General features: G+C 33.0%; 18 protein-coding genes. 14 read left to right on the forward strand and 4 right to left on the reverse strand.

The genetic code is table 11. From position 1 onward, the window contains the following. Nucleotides 1-11 precede the first annotated feature (11 nt). The 3 genes from VFM92_RS14605 to VFM92_RS14615 all read left to right on the forward strand — a co-directional run bounded on the left by VFM92_RS14605 (nt 12) and on the right by VFM92_RS14615 (nt 2,494). On the forward strand, nt 12-1,046 hold the full coding sequence (locus tag VFM92_RS14605) for a sensor histidine kinase (protein WP_325122969.1): 1,035 nt from the start codon (nt 12-14) through the stop codon (nt 1,044-1,046). Between the two features lie 18 nt (nt 1,047-1,064). Then, the gene (locus tag VFM92_RS14610) at nt 1,065-1,784 is read left to right on the forward strand and encodes a LytR/AlgR family response regulator transcription factor (protein WP_325122970.1); all 720 of its coding nucleotides are present in this window, start codon (nt 1,065-1,067) and stop codon (nt 1,782-1,784) included. A gap of 161 nt (nt 1,785-1,945) precedes the next feature. Further along, on the forward strand, nt 1,946-2,494 hold the full coding sequence (locus VFM92_RS14615; protein ID WP_325122971.1) for a hypothetical protein: 549 nt from the start codon (nt 1,946-1,948) through the stop codon (nt 2,492-2,494). A 72-nt stretch (nt 2,495-2,566) separates the two neighbouring features. Here VFM92_RS14615 and hemW read toward each other — a convergent pair whose 3' ends face one another. After that, nucleotides 2,567-3,697: a radical SAM family heme chaperone HemW gene (gene hemW / locus VFM92_RS14620; RefSeq protein ID WP_325122972.1), complete on the reverse strand. Its 1,131-nt coding sequence runs from the start codon at nt 3,695-3,697 to the stop codon at nt 2,567-2,569. Here hemW and VFM92_RS14625 point away from each other — a divergent pair. The 8 genes from VFM92_RS14625 to gldN all read left to right on the forward strand — a co-directional run bounded on the left by VFM92_RS14625 (nt 3,687) and on the right by gldN (nt 12,974). Beyond that, nucleotides 3,687-5,339, forward strand: coding sequence for a hypothetical protein (locus VFM92_RS14625; protein WP_325122973.1), 1,653 nt, complete (start codon nt 3,687-3,689; stop codon nt 5,337-5,339). The genes hemW and VFM92_RS14625 overlap by 11 nt on opposite strands. 28 nt (nt 5,340-5,367) lie before the next feature. Continuing rightward, entirely contained in the window at nt 5,368-6,453 is a 1,086-nt protein-coding gene (locus VFM92_RS14630) for a DUF4271 domain-containing protein (protein WP_325122974.1), read from the forward strand. Between the two features lie 25 nt (nt 6,454-6,478). After that, on the forward strand, nt 6,479-7,258 hold the full coding sequence (locus VFM92_RS14635) for a uroporphyrinogen-III synthase (RefSeq protein WP_325122975.1): 780 nt from the start codon (nt 6,479-6,481) through the stop codon (nt 7,256-7,258). Nucleotides 7,259-7,371: 113 nt separating this feature from the next. After that, nucleotides 7,372-8,328 (forward strand): type IX secretion system membrane protein PorP/SprF, encoded by a 957-nt coding sequence (locus VFM92_RS14640; RefSeq protein WP_325122976.1) that lies wholly within the window; start codon nt 7,372-7,374, stop codon nt 8,326-8,328. A gap of 170 nt (nt 8,329-8,498) precedes the next feature. Continuing rightward, on the forward strand, nt 8,499-9,536 hold the full coding sequence (locus tag VFM92_RS14645) for an SUMF1/EgtB/PvdO family nonheme iron enzyme (protein ID WP_325122977.1): 1,038 nt from the start codon (nt 8,499-8,501) through the stop codon (nt 9,534-9,536). A 58-nt stretch (nt 9,537-9,594) separates the two neighbouring features. Next, nucleotides 9,595-10,425: a gliding motility protein GldL gene (gene gldL / locus VFM92_RS14650; RefSeq protein WP_325122978.1), complete on the forward strand. Its 831-nt coding sequence runs from the start codon at nt 9,595-9,597 to the stop codon at nt 10,423-10,425. Between the two features lie 31 nt (nt 10,426-10,456). Next, nucleotides 10,457-12,043 (forward strand): gliding motility protein GldM, encoded by a 1,587-nt coding sequence (gldM, locus tag VFM92_RS14655; protein ID WP_325122979.1) that lies wholly within the window; start codon nt 10,457-10,459, stop codon nt 12,041-12,043. 19 nt (nt 12,044-12,062) lie between these two features. Continuing rightward, complete coding sequence (gldN, locus tag VFM92_RS14660; RefSeq protein ID WP_325122980.1) at nt 12,063-12,974, forward strand: gliding motility protein GldN; 912 nt, start codon at nt 12,063-12,065, stop codon at nt 12,972-12,974. 47 nt (nt 12,975-13,021) lie between these two features. Here gldN and uvrC read toward each other — a convergent pair whose 3' ends face one another. The 3 genes from uvrC to VFM92_RS14675 are packed head-to-tail and all read right to left on the reverse strand — an operon-like array spanning nt 13,022 to nt 19,715. Then, nucleotides 13,022-14,830, reverse strand: coding sequence for an excinuclease ABC subunit UvrC (gene uvrC / locus VFM92_RS14665; protein ID WP_325122981.1), 1,809 nt, complete (start codon nt 14,828-14,830; stop codon nt 13,022-13,024). 11 nt (nt 14,831-14,841) lie between these two features. Further along, on the reverse strand, nt 14,842-17,121 hold the full coding sequence (locus VFM92_RS14670; RefSeq protein WP_325122982.1) for a penicillin-binding protein 1A: 2,280 nt from the start codon (nt 17,119-17,121) through the stop codon (nt 14,842-14,844). 44 nt (nt 17,122-17,165) lie between these two features. After that, complete coding sequence (locus VFM92_RS14675) at nt 17,166-19,715, reverse strand: tetratricopeptide repeat protein (protein WP_325122983.1); 2,550 nt, start codon at nt 19,713-19,715, stop codon at nt 17,166-17,168. 162 nt (nt 19,716-19,877) lie between these two features. Here VFM92_RS14675 and VFM92_RS14680 point away from each other — a divergent pair, with 162 nt between their 5' ends. The 3 genes from VFM92_RS14680 to VFM92_RS14690 are packed head-to-tail and all read left to right on the forward strand — an operon-like array spanning nt 19,878 to nt 21,370. After that, on the forward strand, nt 19,878-20,729 hold the full coding sequence (locus VFM92_RS14680) for a M23 family metallopeptidase (protein ID WP_325122984.1): 852 nt from the start codon (nt 19,878-19,880) through the stop codon (nt 20,727-20,729). A gap of 52 nt (nt 20,730-20,781) precedes the next feature. Next, nucleotides 20,782-21,192 (forward strand): bactofilin family protein, encoded by a 411-nt coding sequence (locus tag VFM92_RS14685; RefSeq protein WP_414675581.1) that lies wholly within the window; start codon nt 20,782-20,784, stop codon nt 21,190-21,192. After that, the gene (locus VFM92_RS14690; RefSeq protein ID WP_325122986.1) at nt 21,170-21,370 is read left to right on the forward strand and encodes an AtpZ/AtpI family protein; all 201 of its coding nucleotides are present in this window, start codon (nt 21,170-21,172) and stop codon (nt 21,368-21,370) included. The genes VFM92_RS14685 and VFM92_RS14690 overlap by 23 nt, the downstream gene beginning before the upstream one ends. The last annotated feature ends 255 nt before the right edge of the window (nt 21,371-21,625 follow it).

Consider the following 21,625-nt stretch of genomic DNA (forward strand, 5'->3'; position numbering starts at 1 on the left):
TTTTTAGTGAGATGAATAAAAAGCTACTCTATTGGACTTTGCAAATTATAGGTTGGACGGCTTATGGGTTGCTTAACATCTATTTGGCATATCTTGGAGAGCGCCTTTCAACAGAGCAAGCTATAGGTCAGCTCATTTTAGTGCCTTTTTATATTACCATTACCCATCTTTACAGGAATTTTATCATTAGAAATGGTTGGCTAAAAATCATCATCCAGAAACTTGTGGTGCGGGTAATAATTGCCTGTTTGATTTTGAGTATAATTAATTACGGGTTTCTATTTAGTATATCTTCAATTCTAGGGCTGTTGGATCCAGCTTTCGATCTTAATCCAATCGTAATTTTTCTTAGTATTCTTGCCAACTTAATTTTATATTTTCTCTGGTCTTTAGTTTACTTTATGTATCATTATGTGGAAAATTATAATCGCTCGCTGAAGTTTGATGCAGCTATGAATGAAATTGAGTTAAATAATCTTAAATCTCAACTTAACCCACATTTCATATTTAACGCATTAAATAGTGTGCGTGCTTTGGTAGATGAAGATCCAGCCAAAGCAAAAAATTCCATTACACAGTTATCCAATATTCTCAGAAACTCCTTAATATTGGATAAGAAAAGATTGATTAACTTTAATGATGAGTTGAATACGGTGATCGACTTTTTGGCTTTGGAAAAAATAAGATATGAAGAAAGGCTGACAACAGAGTTTGTGATTCATCCTGACTCTTACAGATATCAAGTGCCACCATTAATGATTCAAACTTTAGTGGAAAATGGAATTAAGCATGGTATTTCTAATTTAACTTACGGTGGAAAGTTATCGATAGAAACTCAAGTAGATGAAAAAAAGTGTTTAAATATCTGTATCAGAAATTCAGGGAATTTTAAGTTAGACAAGAGAAGAAGCCGTAAAGGTTTTGGCTTAGAAAACACAAAGCAACGATTAAAACTAATCTTTGATAAAGACGCATCATTTAGTATCAAAAATGAGCAAGAAGGATTGGTTTTAACCACTTTGAAGATTCCACAAATCAGTTATTAAAAATTTTAAATTATAAATATGAAGGTATTAATTATTGATGATGAAAGGTTGGCTCGCAAGGAATTGAGTAATTTATTAGCTGAATATAAAGATATTGAAATATTAGGAGAGGCAGCTAATGCAGATGAAGCAGAAGAAATGATTGATAGGCTTAACCCAGACCTTATCTTTTTAGATATACAAATGCCCGGAAGGACCGGTTTTGAGCTATTAGAAACCTTGGAAAAAACTCCAAAAGTTATTTTCACAACTGCTTATGATGAATATGCATTGAAAGCTTTTGAATTTAATGCGTTAGATTATCTTTTAAAACCAATAGAACCCAAGAGGCTGACAGAATCAGTTAGTAAAATTAGAAAAGAGGTAGAAGCCCAGGCAGAAAAACAAAAAAGTGGTAATCAACTGACCGTTAACGATCAGGTTTTTGTCAAGGATGGTGATAATTGCTGGTTTGTAAAGTTGAAAGATGTTCGTTTATTCGAGTCTGATGGAAATTATATCAAAGTTTATTTTGATAAAAATAAGCCAATGATTCATAAATCACTTAATGCCTTGGATGAAAAATTGGATAATAAACATTTCTTCAGAGTGAGCAGAAAGCATATTATCAATTTGGAATGGATAGATGAAATTGAAACCTGGTTCAATGGTGGCTTAATGGTAAAATTAAAAGGCGGAGAAAAAGTAGAAGTAAGTCGAAGACAAGCCACAAAGTTTAAGGATTTGATGAGTCTTTAAATTCTAAAGTCGCCCACGATAGGGGTCCCTTAGGTCCCTGTACTTTTATAGCGGGCTTTTCTGCTTCCGGTCAATGAGCCATCTCATGAGAATAGTGTCTTTATGATTAGTAAGTTAAATTTGATTTTTTTAAATTGATTTTAATAAACGTTTATTGACTTATGAAAGCAATTTTTTTAATCTGTTTCTCATCCTTTCTATTTCTTAATTGTACATCTGAAGAAATTCATCAAGATCGTATAGAGCTGAAATTTAATCTAATAAATCAAGAAGGCATTATTACCACTGAATTTAAAAATAGCACTCAACCTATATTCAATCTTCAAATAATCAATAATTCAAATGATGATACTTACTTAGTTTCTCACAATTTAAGTGACGAGAATATTTTTAAAGTATTTTCGACTACGGAGTTGAATGAAAATTCCGAACCTTTAAGTTTTGGTAAACCTTTTAAAAATGCAGGCTGCGAATTTATCGGAGGTTATCCAATCAATTCAGATGAGACCTTCTATGTGACTTTGCCTTGGATACCAAAAGAAGGTGAATCTGAGAATTACCCCAGCATTTTGTGCAATTATAATTTTGATAATGATTCCTTAACTCAAGGAATTTATACTACTTCCCTAGATTTACAATTTAGTTTTCAGAGCAATGGAAATACTATTTCTAAATCAATACAAAAGGAAATTAATTTTTCAATCAATTAATTTCTTGAGGCATAAGAAAAATAGGAAAAGTAAGACTGTAATTTAAAACAATCCAGAATCCTTTTTTTGTAACTAGTTTACTAAAAACAAATCGGAAGCCAACTTATCAGCCAAAAGCCTACCTTTTAAAGTTAGTTTTAAATTATCACTTTCTAAAATACAAAGCCCTGAACTTTTCCATTGTTCAATTTGAGGTTTTGCATTTTTTATTAAATCATAATTCAATTCGTTTTTCAGATATTGAAGATTGCAACCCGCTGAAGTTCGTAACGAAGTCATCAAATATTCATTGATGCGATCTTCTGCAGATAAAATATCCATCTCAGCTGGGATTTCATTTTTCTTAAGGGCTTTCATGTATTTAGCATTATTAGAAATGTTGAATTGCCTGTTTTTGCCATCATAGGAATGCGCAGATGGGCCGATTCCTAAATAAGGCTTTTGCTGCCAATAACTGCTGTTGTGTTTGGAATGAAAACCCTCCTTGGCAAAGTTGGAAACTTCATAATGTTCATAATCAGCTTTTTTTAGATATCCTGATAAATGAAGAAATTGTTCCGAAGCATAATCTTCCGAAGCTTCATTTAGTTTCCCTTTTTGTTGCCATCTTCCAAAAACAGTATCAGGCTCAATAGTCAGACAATAGGAAGAAATATGTGGAGGCTGGAAATCAACCAAAGTCTTTAAATCCTTTTCCCAGATTTCATGCGTAGAAATAGGAATTCCATAAATCAAATCCAAACTGAAGTTATTAAACTCACTTTCTTTAATCCATTCCAAACACTGAAAAGCTTCTTTACTATCGTGCGCCCTATTCATCCATTTCAGAATATCTTCATCAAAAGATTGGATGCCCACGCTTAATCTATTGATACCGTTTTGAAATAACATCTTCAATTTTTCAGGCGTGATGTCATCAGGATTGGCTTCAAAAGTAATTTCGGCATCTGATGAAATTTTATAATGCTGCCGGAGTTTATTTAAAATAGACTTTAAATGATTTTCCTCTAACACGGAAGGAGTACCACCACCAAAATAGATGGATTCGATTGGCTCTTTATCCAGATAATCTTGCTGAAGAGTAATTTCTTTGCAGATTGCTTCCACCATTTCGTTTTTAATCACCATATTGGTAGAAAAATGAAAGTCACAGTAGAAGCATGCCTGCTTACAAAAGGGAATATGTATGTATATGCCTGCCAAAATTAATGCAAACTTAGCTCGAATTTTACAGAAGTACCTGCTACTACCTCTTCTATATTTCTGGGGTTATTTGTTTTCATTTGCTCAAATCCCATCTGATAGTATTTTTCAACATAAAAGAGAACTGCAAGATTCCTTAATTAAATCGGGCTACTGGGAAGCTCAAGTTAAAATTGATGCTGAAAATAACTTTTTAATAGAGAAAGGGAGACCTTATTTTTGGAGTACTATTGCCGTTGAGGAATTTAAAGTACTTTCAGAAATTCCAGAGATTGAAAAATTAGTAGGAAAAATTGCCAATCAGTATCAGTTAAATGAAGTATTGACAGAATATGTAAAGTTGAAATATCACGAAAATGGATATCCTTTGGCTAAAGCCAATTTATTCATTGATAATCTTACGGAAAATAAAATCGATGCTAAGGTAAAGATCCTTCCTCAAAATTATATTTCATATGATTCTCTCTTAATAAAAAGAGATAGTCAAGCTGTAAATCAGTCCTATTTAAGTAATTATTTAGGTTTAAAATATGGTGAGCCATTCAATATTCAAGCATTTAGAAATATCTCAGATAAGATTGAGCAATTGGAATTTATAAGCTTATCCACTAAACCTGCCTTGTCTTTTGCTAATAATAAAGCAATGATTACGCTAGATGTGAAGCCTGAGAAAACCAATCAATTTGATGCTCTAATTGGAATAATACCCGAAGGTTCTCGCACGAATTTCACTGGTCAGGTAGACGCGCGCTTGCGGAATTTATTTAAAAGAGGAATTGCAATGGATGTGTTTTGGCAAAAATATTCAACTAATTCTCAATTTCTAAATACTAGAATTCACCAATTGAATGCTTTTAAAAGTCCTTTAGGTATTAATTTTGGCTTTGAGTTGCTACAAGAAGACAGTACGTTTCTCCAAACTGATTTTCAATTAGGTACTCAATATTCCCTAAGGAAATCCGTAAGCCTAGAAATATCCTACCAGCGATTAAATAGTAATGTGCTTAGAGATTTTTCTGAGATAGATTTATCTGATATAAATCCGCTGAGAAGTTCATCTATTAATGCAGTTATGATAAATACTAAATGGAAAATACCATTGACTTACCCACAGTTAAAAGATTATACTTTTGCGCAGCTAAATTTAAGTGTAGGAAATAAACAAATAACCAATTTCTCTGGATTACCAGCAGCATGGCAGAATGTGCCAGAAAACAGCAATACTATCAGAGGAGGATTTAAATTTCATTTACAAAAGGTATTGGGTAGAAGATTTTTAATAGAAGCTATTCCTCAATACGCTGCTATTCAAAATCCTGCTCTTTCTCAAAATGACTTATTACGCTTAGGTGGATTGCAAAATCTGAGAGGGTTTGACCGGAATTTTTTCTACACTCGATATTTTGGATTAATAAATTTGAATTATAGATACTTTCTTGACCAAAAATCAAGTTTCTTTTTGTTGACTGATTTTGCGAATTTACAATCCAATATTGGATGGGTTTTTAGCACGGGAGCAGGCCTTGATATTAAAAGTAATAATGGATGGTTCAGAATAATTTATGCATTAGGCGAACAAGCAGGAAATATGCCGGATTTTTCTCAAGGGAAAGTGCATTTTGGCTATATTGCAGTTTTTTAGAAATAATGGATTAAATCATCTTGTATTAATGCAAAGGTTTGTATTCCTCTTATATATATTTTTGTTAATTTCTTGCAGTCAAGATAATTCAGCAAAGGAAAATTTTCAAGCTACTTCTGAGCAAGAAATTCGCGTTTGGCATTATAGAGACACTTTATTGAACTCAACTCAATGGTCGATGGATAGTGTAAGGCAAATTAAATTAAATATTAATTATGCTTCCCCAACCTATCTAGAAGCTAAAACTGATGCTGAAATATACTTATTTATTGGAGATACCCTCATTAAAAAATCTTCAAAAGGATTTTTGAAATACTCGTTTGCGAATAATCAAAATGAAACTGCGTTTTTGAATTTAGCTGATGATGTTCAAAAACTGAATTATGGAATTTATTCTATTAAAAAATCTTCCGATAATGATGAGTATTATAGACTACATAATGAGAATAGGGAAACGAACTGGATTGTGGATAATTTTCTATTGATATTAGGAATAGTAGCATCCTCCATCATGGCCATTATAAAGATTAATTATGATAAGCGTTATATAAATATATTATCATTAAGTAAAATTTTCACTTTTCGCTTAAATGAAGGTGATCAATCGAGGGTTAGAATTATGGATCAAGATAATTTGGTCTTTGCTGGATTTTATACTTTTCTTACTTCCGGATTCATATATTTTTTGAGTTTAGGTAAGGGTATGGATTTTTTAGGAATTGACCCGAATGGAATATTAGAATATTTAAAAATTTTTGGAATAGTTGCTTTGGGCTTAATTTTGAAAATTGTGGTAGTAGCCATTGCCTCTAATCTATTTGGAAATGGGAAAATTTCGGCTTTCTACATAAAGGAAATGCTTAATATCAATCTATTTTTCTTAATGATTTTATTTTTTAGTTCTATCCTAATTTACCTTTTTATAGGAGACATACCACCGATTTGGTTAAGTACGGCAATATATGGACTTCTACTATTCTATTTCGTGAGGCTAATATTATTATATTTTAAAATATTAAAATTAAGCAGTTTCACTAATCTCTATTTATTTTCTTACTTTTGCACCACAGAAATATTCCCATTTTTAATAGGACTAAAATATTTCATGAGATAAAACTTTTCAAAGTAGACCGATTAATATGTCAACAACTGTAAAAGACCGATTTTATCCGGTAAAAAGTATCATGGTTTCACAACCTGAGCCGGCAGATATTTCAAATTCTCCGTACCATAAATTGGCGGATAAATACAAAATCAAAATTGATTTTAGGCAATTCATCAAAGTTGATCCTATTGATTCTAAAGAATTTAGGAAGCAGAAAATTGATATATTAAAGCATACGGCAGTAATTTTTACTAGTAGAAATGCGGTAGATCACTTCTTTAGAATTTGTAAGGATAGTAAAGTGGAAATGCCACCTGAAATGAAATATTTTTGTATTTCAGAACAAACAGCTAATTATTTGCAAAAATATATAGTGGTTCGAAAACGAAAAGTTTTTGTTGGTGAGAGAACTGCTCAAGATATTTTAAATGTAATTAAAAAACATAAGAACGAAAAGTATTTGTTCCCGTGTTCTAATATCAGAAAAGATGATATTCCTTCTTTCATGACAAAGAATGGCTATAATTTTACTGAAGCTATCATTTATAAAACGGTAGCAGCAGATTTATCTGATTTAGAAAATATTACCTATGATATTTTAGCGTTCTTTAGTCCATCGGGTATTAATTCACTACTTGTGAATTTCCCTAAGTTCAAACAGAATAAAACAAGAATTGCAGTATTTGGTCCCACAACTGCTCAGGCAGCAAGGGATGCGGGCTTGATTATAGATATAGAGGCACCTATGCCAAACGCTCCTTCAATGACAGGAGCATTAGAACTTTATATAAAAAAAGCTAATGGGCTTAAGTGATTGATATTTAGTTACTTAAATATATATTATTCTATAATAACTTTAAATTAATTACATAAAAGCTTGAACAAAAGTTATTTTTATTATATTTATCCTTCTAAAGTGTCGAGGATATGAAAAAATTAGTACAAATATTGAGCTTTGTCTTCATTTCTACGGTCGTAAATTCGGCTTATGGTCAAGATGCGCAGTTCTCTCATTATATGTTTAATAACTTATTCAATAACCCGGCATATTCTGGGGTGGAAGGTTATACTCAACTAACAGCGATGCACAGAACACAATGGGCTGGTTATGCGCCAACTAATGGATCTGTTGGCGGAATCAATTCGCAGCTTATATCCTTAACCTCTCCTATTATGAGGTATAATAGTGGATTCGGTTTTTACGTACTGAATGAAAACATAGTAAATCAATTAAACTATATACAGATTCAAGCATCAGGTGCTTATCATCTAGGAATTAAAGATTCAAAAATAAGTATTGGTTTTAGAGGTGGAATTATTACACAAAACATCAATAAAGATAATTATATCTACATTGACCCGGACCCAGAAATTGAAAATCTCCAAGCCACTCAAGTTAGACCTGACTTTTCTTTAGGAGTAAATTTTCAACATAAAGACTTCTATGTTGGGGCGGCTTTTAATCATTTGATTGAAGCTGAATTCGGTTTTGGTTCAGATGCAATTCGAAATGCTTATCCTAAAGATTTTTTGGTAACTGCAGGTTACACGTTTCCGGTCAATTACGATGTTACTTTAACTCCAAGTTTCTTGGTTAGAACTACTGAATTCACTTCCTACACATTTGATGTTTCAGCTGTAGCGACCTATAAAGAGAAGATATGGGGTGGGCTTTCCTTCAGACAGCAAGAAGCCGCAATTGTTATGTTAGGATATAGCTTCTTCAAGGAAAATACATTAAAATTTGGTTATGCGTTTGATTATACATTTGTAGCTCAAAGTGCAAAAAGTGCAACCTCCCATGAAGTTATGCTGAGTTATAGACTTCCTGCAATATCTACATCGGGTAAAAAGGTAGTGCGAACGCCTAGATTTAGACATTAATCGTAAAATGTTTGCGAAATAGATCTTTTTTATCAAAATTGTGAAGATATTTCTAAAAATTATTTAAAATACAATAAAACCTTACAGTTAGAGGTTAATTTATTTAGGTGTAAAAGATAAATTTAAGAATTAACAATATATTAGCGTTAAGTTAGAAACAAATAGGTGTTATGAATAATAAAGGTGTTTTGAAAAAATTAACCCTATCAATTGTGTTTGTTGCAACTCTTTTTCTTGAAGGCTGTGGTCTTTTTGGAGGAGGTTCAGGCGATGGAGGCAATTTGGTAGGTGTTGCTGGTAGAGAAGGATGGTATATGGCCACTCCTTATGGTATGAGAGCAGTTCCAGCAGGAACTTTTCACATGGGTCAGGCAGATGAAGATATTGCTGCTAGTCAAATAAATTTTAACCGCCAGGTTACTATTGGTGGCTTCTACATGGACGAAACTGAAATTACTAATAATGAGTATCGTCAGTTTATAACAAGAATGATGGAAGATTCCGCTTCTACATTAGGTAGAGATTATATTATGACTGAAATTTATCCTGACACAACAGTTTGGATGAAAGATTTCACCAATCATCATGGAGATCCAATGCAAGCATATTATTATATGCACCCTGCTTTCGATGATTATCCAGTTGTGGGTGTTGATTGGGAAGCAGCAAAGGTATTCTCACAATGGAGAACAGATTATCTCAATGCATATCGTGAGTCTATGGGAGAATTCTCAATGCCTGCATTCAGATTACCTTCAGAAGCTGAATGGGAATATGCTGCAAGAGGCGGAAGAGATATGGCGAAATATCCTTGGGGAAACCCTTACATAAGAAACGCAAAAGGGTGTATGTTAGCGAACTTTAAGCCTGGAAGAGGGAATTATTTTGATGATGGTAATGCCTACTCAGCTCAAGTAATGTCATATTTTCCAAATGATTTTGGTTTATTTGATATGTCAGGAAACGTTTCTGAATGGTGTGAAGATGCATTCAATCCTGCTTCAGTTCCATTAGTATGGGATTTAAATCCAACATTCTATGATGATAGTGAGCCCAGAAAAGTGGTAAGAGGCGGATCATGGAAAGATATAGCTTATTATTTAGAAACTGGTACCAGGTCATTCGAACATAAAGATTCAACAAGAGCATATATTGGTTTCAGATGTGCGATGACTTATCTAGGAAGATCATCTGGAGCAGAATTTTAATTGACTTTTTAAAAAAATAGAACAATATTTAGGACATTAACCATTTAAAACTACAAACATGAGTAATAAAAAAGGCGGATTTCAGGAGTTACTATTTAAAACCATCATGCCAAAGGTATATGGTATTGGTGCAGCAGTTGTAATTGTTGGCGCATTATTTAAGATTCTTCACTTACCAGGTGCAGGTGCCATGCTTGGTATAGGTCTTGGAGTAGAGGCTTTAATATTTTTATTAAGTGCTTTTGAACCTCAACATAAAGAAGTTGACTGGAGTAAAGTTTACCCTGAATTAGCTGGTGACTTTGATGACAATGATTCTTATCAAGATTTAGATGCCAAAGCATCTAATAAGCAAATATCTAAAAATGCTGGATCTACTGCACAACAATTAGATAAAGTGTTAGAAGAAGGTAAAGTGGGTCCTGAATTAATTAAAAGCCTAGGTGAAGGAATGAAAAGTATGGCTGACTCGGCTAAACAAATGTCTAACTTAAGCAATGCAGCAGTAGCTACTAATGATTATGCTCAGAATGTGAAACAAGCGAGTAAGTCATTATTAGAGATGAATAAATCTTATGACTCAACTGTAAAAGCTATGTCAGAAATGTCAAACGCTTCGGTTGATGCTAAATCTTACCACTCACAGGTGCAAGCTGTAACAAAAAACTTGACTGCATTAAATCAAGTTTATGAAATGGAATTGCAAGATTCTCAAAATCATGTTAAAGCAATGAATAAATTTTATAAGAATTTAGCAACTGCTTTAGACAGTATGACAGAAGCGAGTAAAGATACTGCTCAATTCCAAACTGAAGTTAAAAACCTGACAACTAATCTTTCTCAGTTAAATAAGGTATATGGAAATATGCTTTCTGCAATGAAAGGTTAATTTGTATATAAAAGCTTAAAAATTAATATCTATGGCTGGAGGAAAAGAAACCCCAAGACAGAAGATGATTGGCATGATGTACTTGGTACTGACTGCCCTTTTGGCGCTTAACGTATCAGTTACGGTACTCGACAAATTCATCGACATAAATAATTCACTTGAAGTCTCTGTTGACGCTGCAAGAGAACAAAACGGTAATACTTTACGCAGAATTGAAAATGCTGTTGAAGAATCTGGGAGACGACCAGATGATGTTAAAATATTAAATAAAGCCCAACAAATTCGTGAGAAGACTCGTGCTATGGTGGATGAATTGAAGTCATATAAAGAGACTTTCATTGAAATTACTGGTGGTTACAGCGAAGAAGGTGAATTAGAAGGTAAAACTGACTATGATAAAGTTGGGGACTACATGATGCCAGAGAACAAAAACAATGGTATTAAACTTCAAAAATCATTAAATGAATACGCTCAATTTATGGATGAAACTGTTGCTGATTCAGCTGCTAAATTCCCTCCTCTTGCCTTAGATGCGGATGAAAATCCACGATTCCAAAATAATCCAAATCAAAAAGGAAAAGATTGGGCTACTTTAGAATTTATGGGAGCTCCAACACCAGCAGCCTTGGCCACAATGAGTGACTATCAAAATAAAGTAATGGCTTATGAAGCAAAAGCTCTTGATGTGTTAGCAAGAAGAGTGGGAGCTGGAGATCTGAAATTTGACAGAATACAATTAGTAGCATTGCCTGAATCTAAAGTGGTTGCGGCAGGTGCAAAATACAAAGCTGATTTGATTGTAGCAGCATCTTCTACAGCAGAAGATCCAGAAATGACATTTAATGGTAATGAGCTAACAGTTGTAAATGGTTCTGGAAAAATTGAATTTACGGTTACGCCAGCTAGTGCATATGGGCCAGAAGGAACTGCTAGGAAAACTTATGAGGCAACTGCGAAACTTAAAGACAGTGTTTACAGACAGGAAATAGAATATTTTGTTGCGCAACCTGTTATCCAAGTTCAATCTGCTGCTTTAAGTTCACTTTATCTTAATTGTGGGAATGAATTAGATGTGTTAGTACCGGCATTAGGTACTTCTTATAATCCTTCTTTTTCTGCTACAGGAGCAACAACTATTGCAGGTCAAGCAAGAGGTAGAGTTACAATTATACCAAATGCCCCAAAAGTTACTTTAGTAGTAAACTCAAATGGTAATAGAATCGGAACCAAAGAATTTGGTGTAAAGAAGATTCCTAGACCGGATATTCAAATATTTAATGGTTCTAAACCAGTGAATTTGAAGCAAGGAGAGGATGCGAATAGTTTAAGAGTTTTACGAGCAGATGCTATACCTGATGAAAATTTTCTAGCACAGCTCCCTAAAGATGCTCAATATAAAATAACAAGATGGACTATTACTTTGGCCAGAGGTCAAAGGGCTGTAGGTCAGCCAATAAGAGCAACAAGTGAAACTGTAAATGTATCAGAATTGTTATCTAATGCAAGACCTGGAGATAGGTTAGTGGTTACAATTGATCAGGTATTAAGAAGAAATTTTAGAGGAAATACTGAAGAAGTTGCTATGGGTGAGCAAACAATTTCGGTAAATCTTAATTAGAAATTAAAAAAAATAGGTTATGAAAAAGTTTGTGTTAATATTTTTTGTTTTGGCCTTGGCTTCTTGGAGTAATATTGCAATTGCTCAAGAATCCTCCAATAATGGCTATAATCCCAATTCTGTGCATCCAATCCATGAAGACGATATCATGTTTAAGATGAGAGTATGGAGAAGAATGGCTCTTAAAGAAAAACAAAATCAACCATTTTTTGCCAAAGGCAATGAAATTTCTAAGCATATAGTTAATGCAGCAAAAGCAGGCATTCTACCTATTTACAAAGGTGATTCTTTGGTGAATAGAATGACAAAAGAAGAGTTTTTAGAAAACTTAGAGAATCCTCGTTTACAAGATTTGGATATGGGCGGAGGTGCTGATGATGGTTGGGGCGATACTAGTGATGATGGATGGGGCGATACTAGTGGAGGAAATGACGGTTGGGGTGATACTGGCAATTCTAATGCAACTGAAAATGAAGATAGTGGGACAGCTACTGAATCTGATCCTTCTTTAACTCAATTTAGAGTTAGTGAAATCAGTACGTTGGAAATTATGGAAGACATGATTTTTGATAAAAAAAGGTCAGTATTAGTGTGGGATATACAATCAATTCGATTAATTATCCCAGGTGATTTAATTCCTGGAGGTATTGAACGGACAGTTGGAGTTTTTAAATATAAAGATCTAATTGATTTGTTTAGAAGTAATCCAGAACAAATGATATGGTTTAATCGTCAGAATACTGCTGAACATAAAAACTTAGCTGATGCTTTTGCCTTAAGGTTATTCGATGCTAGAATTACAAGGGTTTCCAATCCTGATGGATTAACCATACTTGATATTTATGATAATAATGCTAGAATGGGTATTATTCAATCACAGCAAATGGAGTATGAATTGATGGAAAAAGAACATGAATTGTGGTCTTATTAATATTCTTTTAATCATCTTAAAAATATTTTAAACAAAGAAAGGAAGGTTTAGCTTTCCTTTTTTTGTTTGAAATAAGTCATTACTAATTCTGCTTTATTATAACCAACTACTTTGGCTAGTTCCTCGAAAGTGGCTTCTTTAATTTTTCTTAAGGATTTAAAGTATTTCAATAAATCATTAATTGTCTTTTCCCCTACTCCTGCTATTTCTTCTAATTCTGATTTAAAGCTATTTTTACTTCTCACATCTCTATGAAAAGTTATGGCAAATCTATGCGCTTCGTCTCTTAACCGTTGGAGTAATTTTAATGATTCGCTTTTTTTACTAATGTGGATAGGATAAGAATCATCTGGGAAATAAATTTCTTCTAACCTTTTAGCTATTCCGATGATAGGGATTTTTCCATATAGATTAAGTTCATGAAGTGCTTTCACAGCCGAACTTAATTGTCCTTTTCCACCATCAATAACGATAAGATTAGGCAGACTTGCATTTTCATCAAGTAATCTCTTATAGCGCCTTCCAACAATCTCAGTCATAGAGGCAAAATCATCTGGACCAATCACCGTTTTTACATGATAATGTCTGTACTCGCTCTTCTGAGGTCTACCATTTTTAAAATGAACCATAGAGGCTGTAGGATTTGTACCTTGCATATTAGAGTTATCAAAGCATTCTATTTTGATTGGTAGCTCTTTTAGCCTCAAATCTTCCTGTAATTGTTTTAATACTCTTAATTCTTTTATTTTGGAGGATTCATTTTGATTTAGTTTCTCTTTTTTGAAGTATAGAGCGTTCTTCAAGCTCATTTCCACTAATTTCTTTTTATCTCCTATTTGAGGTTTTATAAAATGGAAGCTTTCAGGAAGGTTATCAATTTCGATATTTGTTAATATTTCATTGGTTTTACTTTCATATAGTTTTCTCAAATCAATTAAAGCCAAAATCATCAACTCTTGGTCACTCTCATCTAGCTTTTTCTTAAGTTCTATGGTTTTGGTGACGTTTATGCTTCCGTTTTTAATCCGCATGTAATTTACAAACGCATGTTTTTCTTCTGAAATAATTGTACAAACATCAAGGTCTGTTAATTTAGGATTAACTACTAAAGATTTTGTTTGAAATTTTTCCAAGAGTAGGAATTTTTCTTTTAGATTTTGAGCTTTTTCAAAATCTAAATTTTCCGCAGCTATTTGCATTTTTTCTTTAAAGTATTGCTTAGGAATATTTAGATTTCCTTTCAATATTTCAGCGGCCTGATTTATATCATTTTGATAATTGTCATGATTTTGTAATCCTTCACAGGGTCCTTTACAGTTTCCAATATGATATTCAAGGCAAACTTTGAATTTTCCTGCCTTTATATTCTGGTCAATCAGATTTAATTTACAAGTTCGAATTGTATATAATTTTCGTATTAATTCCAATACGTTGTTCATCGCTCTAACACTTGCAAAAGGACCAAAATATGTACCATTTCTATTTGTTCGCCTTCTGGTAGAAATTATTCTTGGAAATGGCTCATTCGTGATGCATAAATAAGGAAATGATTTATCATCTTTTAAAAGGATATTGTACTTTGGTTGTAACTCTTTTATTAACGAGTTTTCCAATAATAGTGCATCAAATTCTGAATTAACAATGGAAATTTCAATCTTCTCTATCTCTCTTACTAGCCGAATAGTTTTTCGGTTGTGTGTAGTTGATTTATTAAAATAACTTGTAACTCGATTTTTAAGGTTTTTGGCCTTTCCAACATAGATTATTTTGCCGTCTGAATTGTGAAACTTATAAACACCCGGTAATTTGGGTAATTCACTAATTTCATGAGTATTTAAAAATACAGCATCATACATTTTAGACTAATTTATTGTATGCCGTCAACATCCATTTTCTGGATTTGTTCTGTTGAGTCCATTACATTATTTTGCTGCATTTTGTAATCCTGACAATCAATCTCTATAGACAAATTGGAAGGTTTTTGGAATTCTCCTTTCGAAACGGCTAGTTCTTCATCTGCATAAACCTTTTTCATGAAAATTTCCCAGATAGGCATTGCCATTCTAGCACCTTGGCCAAGCCCTATATTTCGGAAATGTATGCTTCTATCATCTCCACCAACCCAAACACCTGCAGCTAAATCTTTTGTTATTCCTACAAACCAACCATCAGAATAATTTTGAGTGGTTCCTGTTTTAGCTCCTATTTCATTGTCTGTTCTTAATTCTTTATCTAATCCTAATGCAGTTCCTCCTTCTATTTCAGTTGAGCCTTTTAGCATATGTAGCATGACATAGGCAGTTTCTGAACTTAATGCCTCTTTAGTTTTTGGTACAAATTGCTGTAGCACCCTGCCATTTTTATCTTCAATTCTGTCTATGTAAAATGGTTTATTATAGAATCCATCATTAACGAAAGTGCTGTAAGCTCCGATTAACTCATAAATTGATACATCTGAAGTCCCTAAACATAATGAAGGAACTGCAGCTAATGGGCTTTCAATTCCTAATCTTCTTGCATAGTCGACTACCATTTGCGGGCCTATTTTACTCATCACGTAGGCTGTTCCTGAATTTAAAGAGCGCGCCATGGCTTCTCTAAGTGTCATAGTTTCTCCAGTGAATTTCCCACTTGAATTGGAAGGAGTCCAGGTTGGAGGATCACCAGGTACTTCAAATGTAACTGGCACGTCTTGAATTTGATAGCAAGGTGAGTATCCATTATCAATTGCAGCGGCATAAACTAAAGGTTTGAATGTGGAGCCTGGTTGTCTGCGACCCTGCTTAACATGATCATACTTGAAATATTTATGGTTTATACCTCCTACCCAAGCTTTTATATGGCCATTATTAGGATTCATAGCCATAAAACCAGCATGAAGAAAATGTTTATAATATCTAATAGAATCCATAGTGCTTAAAACGGTATCTATTTCACCTTCCCAACTAAATACAGTCATTGGTTTGGGTTCTCTCATTTTTTCAAAAATCTTTTCCTCATCATCTCCGAATTGATTTTCCCAATAATCATAAGCCTTTGTTCTGCGCGCCTGATTTTCTATAAAGTCTTCAATCACTCTGCCAGATTCATCTCTCCAAGGAGCTTTTCCTTCCCAATGCTCATCAAAAAGTTTTTGTTGAAAAGTCATATGTTCTTTTACAGCTTCTTCTGCATATTTTTGCATTCTGCTATCTATGGTTGTATAAATTCTTAAGCCATCTTCATATAAATCATATCCATTTTCTTTTGACCAGGCCAGAAGATCCCATAGAATAACACTTCTGAAATAGGTAGCTAATCCATCATTATGATTGATTACATCATAGTCTAATTCAATAGGCTTACTGGATAGTGAGTCATATTGCTGGTCATTAATGTAACCATACTTATTCATTTGACTTAATACAGTATTTCTCCTTCCAAAAGCATTTTCAGGCTCATAAACAGGGCTATACAAGTTTGGATTTTTACAAAGCCCTACTAAAACTGCTGCTTCAGGAATTGTAAGTTTGTCTGGGGTTGTATTAAAAAAAGTTTGAGAAGCTGTTTTTATTCCAAATGCATTACTCCCAAATTCAAAAGTATTAAGATACATCGCAATAATTTCTTTTTTTGTGTAGGAACGCTCCAGCTTTACGGCTACTATCCATTCTTTCATTTTTGCAATGACCAAACCCAGTACAGGAACATCATTTAAACTACCATTGGATAAATCACTTCTAGTTCTAAATAATATTTTGGCTAGCTGTTGTGATATGGTACTTCCTCCTCCAGCACTTTTATTAAACATTAAAATGGATTTAAAGAAAACTCTGCCTAGGCCATATAAATCAATACCAGAATGTTCTGTATATCGAATATCTTCAGTTGCGATTAATGCATTGACAACATTTGGAGATAATTCATCAAAGGTTACTTGACTTCTGTTATAACGGTAATATTTACCCATCTCCTTATTATCTGCAAAATACAGGATTGATGATAAGTCACTTTTTGGGTTTTCTAGTGATTTTAAGCCAGGTAGTTCACCATACCAGCCATTGAAATTAATGCTGATGCTATAAATGAATAATGAAAAGCCAATTATACTTAGTATAAATATTGACCAAATCGCCACAATGGCTTTAAAATATTTTGAATTTTTCATGCTTAATTTACTTCAATCAATAAAAGATGTACTAGATTAAATTATTAGGGTGTTAATTGGTAATTCTTATTGAAAAACTCCATGTAACTATCCACCATTTTTGCCTGATAAAAAATCTGAAAATTGTCTTTAGAAATTATAAAATTACTAAAATTTAAACTGCTAAAGTTTTTTAATGGAGATAAATCACTATTAAATTTTTTATAAAAAGATTCAGCCGTTTTTTTATCTCCAAACTCACTAAGCAATATCATTGAATATTCATCATTGAAAACAAGATTACCTGCATTTAAATTTTCTTCTGGGAAAAATTTTGCAGCAAAGTTTTCAATCTCATCAGGCAAAATACCTGATAATGCTTTGTTTTGTTCATAGACCACTACAAAATAATGAGCTTGTTCAAAGAATGGGATATATTTTATTTTATCTTTTAGTTGTTGTTTTTTCTCGAATTGGTCAATAGCCGCCAATAATTTTTTTCCAAATTCATGTAATTCACTTTCAGGATAGTCTTCCAGAAAACTTTGAAGTTTATATCGATAAGTGTTTTTTCCATCCATTTCGCCAGATATTAATGCTTCTAGTAGTTTTAGGTTATCTTCGAAATCATTTTCAGGATATTCCTCTAATCCTTGATTAATTTCTTTTAATGCTAAGTTAAAGCTATCTCGCTGGTAAAGCCGATAAGCTTTTTCATAAATAACTTTCACTTTTGCACTGGCCAAATTACTTTCCTCTTGATAATTAGGATTTTCAATTAATTTCGCAAAAATCGTGTTAGGATATCTTTTCAATATTTCTTTAGCGTAATTTTTGGCCTTCTCGCTATCTCTTTCATTATGATAAATGTATAATAAGTAAAGAATTTCTGCTCGGTATTCGGTATCAGGAAATCTGCCCAAGAGCGTTTCATAAGTTTCAATAGCATCTTCCTTTTCCTTTAAATCGAAATTGTAGATATTACCTAATTTATAATAGGCTTCTTCCATTTCACTCAATAAGGCAGTTTGTTTTTCTTTTTCGAATGGAATTGAATTATAAAATGCAGTTCTTTCTTGGGCTATCCTATTTTCCAAAGGGAGTTCGTTAATTTCTTCCTTTTTAATCTCAGCTACTTTTTTCTCCTCTAGAACATCATTTTCTTCAAAAATCTTCCCTCGCTCAGTCCTCCAATTATCTTGTAATGAGCGATCTCCCCAAGTACGTTTAAAAATATTTTTACCTTGAGCTACGGTTCCTTCATCGTAAAAATAGAATCCTCCTCCAGGAGCGGTATTCGTTTTCAAAGTTGGCACTTGTTCAAAAGCTCCAATTTTGGAATTTGCTTTTTTATTTCTTTCTACTTTAGCTAACTGCTTCTTCTCCGCTTCCACCTTTGCAATTTTTTCATCGCGTAATTTTATAAATAGCTTATTTAACGATGTGCTATCCATTTTCGATAAATTTATAAGAGAATCATTTGATTGGATAATATCTATTTGCTCAATAAAATCTGATAATACAGCCTGTCTGGTTTTCACTTCTTGATAAATATCTTCATCCTCTGGCATTATTTTAAAAGCACTGTCGTAATAGTTTTTAGCCAAGCGGTATTCTTTTAATTCGTCAAAATAAAGAAGACCTAGTTTATGGTAAGAGAAAGACTTTTGCCGTGGGTTGTTTTCACTTTCCTCTATGGATGACTTATAGAAAGGAATCGCCTTACTGATATTATTTTGCTTCAGTTCAAATTCAGCCATTTCATAATAAATCTTGTCTCTGAATTCATCATTTTTCCCGTCTTTGAGTAATTGCTCGAAGTATTTTCGAATTTTCTTAATGTCTTCTCCTTTTGATAATTCTGTCACTTGCGCCATGTTTAATCTAGCATAAAATGACAAAGCATATGGAGGACGATTATTCAATACTTCATTATAATTTGTATAAGCAACGGCATCTAATTGAGATTTTTGATATAATTGACCTAGTATAAAGTGAATTTTAGCTTTTTCTTGGCCTTTGTTCATGATGTCTGCTGCGGCACTTAAATATTTGATAACATTATTAGGATTGTTGGTGATTTGATAATAATCTGCCGCTTGTAAGTAAAGTCTTCTTTTGTTTGCCTTTGTTAATTTTTGCCTATTTAGATAGTCGATAACTGCTAAAGCATTGTTTAACTCACCGTATTCTGTGAAAGTTTTGATTAGATGAATTAATGCTAAATGGCGAGTGGGCTCATGGTCACTATTTACATTTACATATTTAAAAGTTTCAATTGATTCCTCAAATTCTTGATTTAACATTCTAGAGATACCAACTAATATGTAGCTATCATCAACCCACTTACTAACTTTATGTCTCTGAATTGCAATAGATGCTTTCTTAATAACGTCCTCAATCTTTTCTTGATTCGCATTTACGATATTGGTATCGATGGGTGCTTTTACTTTTAATACTCTATTGAAATTATCTTCGTGAGCTTCTTCTAATTCTAATAATACCTCTTCCAATTTTTCGTTTGCGATAAAATATGCATTGTATTTGGCAGTAATATTATGATATTGATAGCCCAAGAAGCCTGAATTTTCAGGAGAACATGCGGCTAAAAGCATCAAAAAGCCAATTAAGGAAAGTCGATATTTAATGTAGGATTTTATCAATTTAATTTGAAACGACTAAATTAAGCGATTCATATAAGAAAAGTATTGAGAGTTGTTGATAATATGTATTTTTGCATAAAATAAATAATTACAAAATTGCGAATAAGAAAAACAATGTCCAATTGGCTTACCACTCGATATCAAATGGTGGTAAGAAACGAAGAAAACTTAGCTGAAGTATCTACGATCAACTTCACTTATGCAAAAGTTGTAGTAATTACGCTCTTAACTTTTATTTTAATATTTGTGGGGGCATTATATTTATCTCAGTCTTTATTGTCACAATGGTTTGATCCACGGCATACGACTATGGAATATAATCAAAAACTACTGAATTTAACAGTAGAAATGGATTCGTTAAAAGCAAGACTTAGATCTCAAGACCGATTTATAGCCAATGTGCAAACCATTTTAAAAGGAGACGTTCCTAAAGGTGAAACCTATCGCAAGCCAAGTCAAGTAAAAACCGAAGAGTTAAATAGAGATATGAATCCTCGGAAAATGAATGTTGGAGACTCTATTATTAGACAAGAATTTGAAGAGCAAGATTTTAGTTTGACAAGTTATTCCACCAAAAATTATTCTGAAGAGCTGAAGGATATTTTCTTTTTTCCACCGCTGCAAGGTATAGTAAGCTCACCTTACGACCTTAGCATAGACCACTATGGGATAGATATAGTGGCAAAAACTAATGAACCTGTAAAATCTATCGCGGATGGAACCGTTATATTGTCCTCCTGGACACTAGATGGAGGTTATGTTATAGCGATACAGCATAGAGCTAATTTAATTTCAGTAATTCGACATAATTCGGCAATATTGAAAAAAGTTGGTAATTTTGTAAATGCAGGAGAGGTTGTCTCCATTATTGGGAATACTGGGGAACTAACTACAGGACCTCATGTTCACTTAGAAATATGGTATAATGGTAATCCGGTGGATCCAGAAGAATTTATTACCTTTTAACAATTAAGAAACGGAAACGGAAATGTTTAATAACAAGCAAGAAAAAATACAAATGGCACAAGATATCACAAGTTCTAGCAATACTATAGGAAAAGGAACTACGATTAATGGAGATTTAGAAACATTCGGAAACATCAGAATTGATGGAAGGGTGATTGGAAATATTAAAACTAAATCAAAATTGGTTTTAGGTAATACTTCACACATTGAAGGAAATGTTTTATCTCAAAATGCTGAGATAGAGGGAGAGGTAAAAGGAATAGTTGAAATAACTGAGTTATTGATTCTAAAGCCTTCTGCAGTAGTGCATGGGGATATTATAACCAATAAGCTTATTGTAGAATCAGGAGCCACATTTAATGGAGAATGCAAAATGGGAGTGTCCAATAAAACCATTAAGATAGGCGAAGAAGCTTCAAACGGACAATCAAATCCAAAAATTGAAAAAGCAAAAGCCGTATAAAAATTATTTAAAATTTACAGGATTAGCTTTTCAGATGTTGGCAACAATCGGTGCCTTTGTTCTATTGGGGCAATGGGTTGATAGTTTACAGCAAACTGAAAAGCCCTATTATACAATGGGTTTATCATTGGTAGGAATTGCAATTTCTTTATATCAAATCATTAAGGAGCTTAATTGAATTCGTTAAAATCATTTCTACAAATTATACTAATAGCTTCCGTACAGTTTGTCATTATCTTTCTTTTTTTGAATGATGAAAACTTGGAAAAGTACATTCATCAAAAAGCAATTTTAACAGCAGGCTTTTTGTTTTTTTCAATGCTAGTGGTTCATATCATGAACTTCTTTGCTTTTAAGTTCAAACCAGAAACTAGAGGAGGAATCTTTATGATTGCAATAACATTCCGAATGTTATTGGGCTTGTCCTTTGTTT

The sequence above is a fragment of the Marivirga sp. genome, from assembly GCF_035704835.1.
Lineage (GTDB): Bacteria > Bacteroidota > Bacteroidia > Cytophagales > Cyclobacteriaceae > Marivirga.

Coding starts and splice junctions, on each gene's coding strand:
- VFM92_RS14605 (WP_325122969.1), top strand. CDS start 12: ATGAATAAAAAGCTACTCTATTGGACTTTGCAAATTATAGGTTGGACG.
- VFM92_RS14610 (WP_325122970.1), top strand. CDS start 1,065: ATGAAGGTATTAATTATTGATGATGAAAGGTTGGCTCGCAAGGAATTG.
- VFM92_RS14615 (WP_325122971.1), top strand. CDS start 1,946: ATGAAAGCAATTTTTTTAATCTGTTTCTCATCCTTTCTATTTCTTAAT.
- VFM92_RS14625 (WP_325122973.1), top strand. CDS start 3,687: ATGCCTGCCAAAATTAATGCAAACTTAGCTCGAATTTTACAGAAGTAC.
- VFM92_RS14630 (WP_325122974.1), top strand. CDS start 5,368: ATGCAAAGGTTTGTATTCCTCTTATATATATTTTTGTTAATTTCTTGC.
- VFM92_RS14635 (WP_325122975.1), top strand. CDS start 6,479: ATGTCAACAACTGTAAAAGACCGATTTTATCCGGTAAAAAGTATCATG.
- VFM92_RS14640 (WP_325122976.1), top strand. CDS start 7,372: ATGAAAAAATTAGTACAAATATTGAGCTTTGTCTTCATTTCTACGGTC.
- VFM92_RS14645 (WP_325122977.1), top strand. CDS start 8,499: ATGAATAATAAAGGTGTTTTGAAAAAATTAACCCTATCAATTGTGTTT.
- gldL (WP_325122978.1), top strand. CDS start 9,595: ATGAGTAATAAAAAAGGCGGATTTCAGGAGTTACTATTTAAAACCATC.
- gldM (WP_325122979.1), top strand. CDS start 10,457: ATGGCTGGAGGAAAAGAAACCCCAAGACAGAAGATGATTGGCATGATG.
- gldN (WP_325122980.1), top strand. CDS start 12,063: ATGAAAAAGTTTGTGTTAATATTTTTTGTTTTGGCCTTGGCTTCTTGG.
- uvrC (WP_325122981.1), bottom strand. CDS start 14,830: ATGTATGATGCTGTATTTTTAAATACTCATGAAATTAGTGAATTACCC.
- VFM92_RS14670 (WP_325122982.1), bottom strand. CDS start 17,121: ATGAAAAATTCAAAATATTTTAAAGCCATTGTGGCGATTTGGTCAATA.
- VFM92_RS14675 (WP_325122983.1), bottom strand. CDS start 19,715: ATGCTTTTAGCCGCATGTTCTCCTGAAAATTCAGGCTTCTTGGGCTAT.
- VFM92_RS14680 (WP_325122984.1), top strand. CDS start 19,878: ATGTCCAATTGGCTTACCACTCGATATCAAATGGTGGTAAGAAACGAA.
- VFM92_RS14685 (WP_414675581.1), top strand. CDS start 20,782: ATGGCACAAGATATCACAAGTTCTAGCAATACTATAGGAAAAGGAACT.